The sequence below is a fragment of the Achromobacter sp. GbtcB20 genome, assembly GCF_019091095.1.
In the GTDB taxonomy this organism is placed as follows: Bacteria; Pseudomonadota; Gammaproteobacteria; order Burkholderiales; family Burkholderiaceae_B; genus Achromobacter; species Achromobacter mucicolens.
Window position 1 is genome coordinate 1 of the sequence record NZ_JAGXJZ010000624.1, and the last position, 260, is coordinate 260.

Annotated in this window: 1 pseudogene; it reads right to left on the reverse strand. The window is 65.4% G+C overall.

Annotation, left to right across the window (positions count from 1 at the left end):
• Nucleotides 1-260: pseudogene (locus KVT32_RS30480) on the reverse strand (insulinase family protein); the annotation flags it as partial.

The window sequence follows — 260 nt, forward strand, 5'->3', positions numbered from 1 at the left end:
GCGATTGATGAAGGACTCGAGCGAGTTGTTCCAGTCGGCCAGCATGCGGGTCTTGACGCGCTTGAGCGTCGCCTCGTCGACGCCGTCGGTGACGACTTTCGCGACTTCCTCGTCGATCGCGGCCAGCACGGCGTCGGCGTTGCTGGTCGGCTTGTAGAGCGCGAACACGGTCAGCAAGGTCGGGCCGTCGTAGGTCCACGGGTCGACCAGGCCGAACAGCGAATCGACGTTCAGCGCGATCTCGCGGCCCTTGACCAGGC